The sequence below is a fragment of the Streptomyces bohaiensis genome (genome assembly GCF_012033785.1).
GTDB lineage: Bacteria > Actinomycetota > Actinomycetes > Streptomycetales > Streptomycetaceae > Streptomyces > Streptomyces bohaiensis.
The window spans coordinates 1-1,662 of sequence record NZ_JAAVJC010000500.1 but is presented as its reverse complement, the minus strand read 5'-3'; the positions used below and the strand labels follow the sequence as shown (position 1 = coordinate 1,662).

The following is a 1,662-nucleotide window of genomic DNA, read 5'->3' as shown; positions in this document are numbered from 1 at the left end:
GCCGGAGGCCGGCGCCGCCGACCCGGCCCCGGCCGCGCCGCGCCGCCTGCAGACCGAGTTCCCGTTCCAACTGCCCCGCGGCTACGTCGACGCGCACGGCACCGTGCACCAGGACGGCGTCATGCGGCTGGCGACGGCGCGGGACGAACTCGTCCCGCTGCGGGACGTCCGGGTCCAGGAGAACGCCGCCTACCTCTCGGTGGTCCTGCTGGGCCGGGTGATCATCCGGCTCGGTTCGCTGCCGTCGGTCCACGACGGCGTCGTGGAGAACCTGTTCGCCTCCGACCTGGCCTTCCTCCAGGACTTCTACCGGCAGATCAACGCCGAGGGGCACACCCGCGCCTCGGTCTCCTGCCCGCACTGCTCCGAGCCCTTCGAGGTCGAACTCGGCGGGAGCCGCCTGGGGGAATCGTGACGTACGCGACCGACCGGCTGCACGAGGAGATCGCGTACGTGGCCTACCACTTCCACTGGGGGATGGACGACATCCTGGACATGGAGCACCACGACCGGCGTCGTTGGACCGAACAGATCGCGTCCCTGGTGACCCGGGGCGGGGCGGGGGGCTGATCCCGTGGGTTTCCTGGACCGATTCCGGCAGCCGCGCGCCGTGCCCGCGAAGGCGCCCGGCCCGGCGGACGAGGTCACCGGCGCCGTCCCCGTCACCGCGGTGGCCGAGGCCGCTGCCTCCGACGGCGGGCCGGGCCCCGGCCCGGCCCGCCCCGCCGCCTGGGTCGCCTCCGGTCCGATCCAGCGCGCGGTCCCGGAGGGGCGCGGTGTCGCCGACGCGGGGTTCAGCGGTCGGCTCGCCACGTTCCAGGACCCGTCGCTGACCGGTACCCGGTCGCACCGGGTGCTCGAACGCTCCTCGGCCCGGTTCGCGCTCGGGGGCGCGACCCCGTCGTCCCGTCCCGTCCCCGGACTGGAGCCGCCCTCCCGCACCCTGCCCGTGGTGCCGCCCGCCGCTGCGCCCGCGCCCGCGCCGGGGCCCGCCGGCCGGTCGGTCGCCGTGCCGGACCGCGCCGTCCCCGAGTTCCCCGCGCCCGTGCAGCGCGTCACCCCTGTCGGTGAGCGCCGTGCCCCGGCGCCGTTGTTGACCCGGACCCCCGCCGGTCCCGCGACGGTGCAGCGCCGCGTGCTGCCCGCGGTGCGTCGGGAGTCGCGCCCGGCCGGTGCCGGAACGGCTGCCTCGGGTTCGGGCTCGGGCTCCGCCGCGTCCGGTTCGGGCTCCGGCGGGCCTGGCTCCAGCGGTGGGAACGCCGCAGCAGCGGGGGAGCGGGCCTCCGGCGACCCCGAAACCGCCCGCCCCGCCGCCGAGCCGAGCGCCGCTGCCACGGCCACCCCGGTGGTCGCCCGGACACCCGCCGCCCCCGGCGGCCGCGCGCCCCGTACCGCCGACCGGCAGGCCATCGCGCCCGCCACCCCCGCCGGAGCCCCCACCCGGCAGGGTCGGGAGAGCCCGGACCACCCCCGCGCGCCGGAGCCCGGAGCGGTGACGCCGTCCGCGCCGTCCGCGCCCGTCCAGCGAACGGCAGCCGCGACCGGCTCTCCCTCGACCTCCGCCGCCGGGCCCGCCCTGCCCGCTCACGCGAGCCGGCAGCCCGACCCCGCCGCTGACCCCGGCGACCGGAGCACGGCCGGCAGTGCGGCCCCGCCCCGCCC

The 1,662-nt window shown here is 78.8% G+C and carries 2 protein-coding genes and 1 pseudogene; all 3 read left to right on the top strand.

Translation table 11 applies throughout. The annotated features are described in order from the left end of the window. Nucleotides 1-415: hypothetical protein (locus HCN52_RS24280; protein ID WP_168090563.1), on the top strand; the 415-nt coding region annotated here is incomplete at its 5' end. Continuing rightward, on the top strand, nt 412-570 hold the full coding sequence (locus tag HCN52_RS24275; RefSeq protein ID WP_168090562.1) for a DUF6760 family protein: 159 nt from the start codon (nt 412-414) through the stop codon (nt 568-570). The genes HCN52_RS24280 and HCN52_RS24275, both read left to right, overlap by 4 nt. A gap of 40 nt (nt 571-610) precedes the next feature. Continuing rightward, nucleotides 611-1,662, top strand: a pseudogene (locus HCN52_RS24270) (hypothetical protein); the annotation flags it as partial.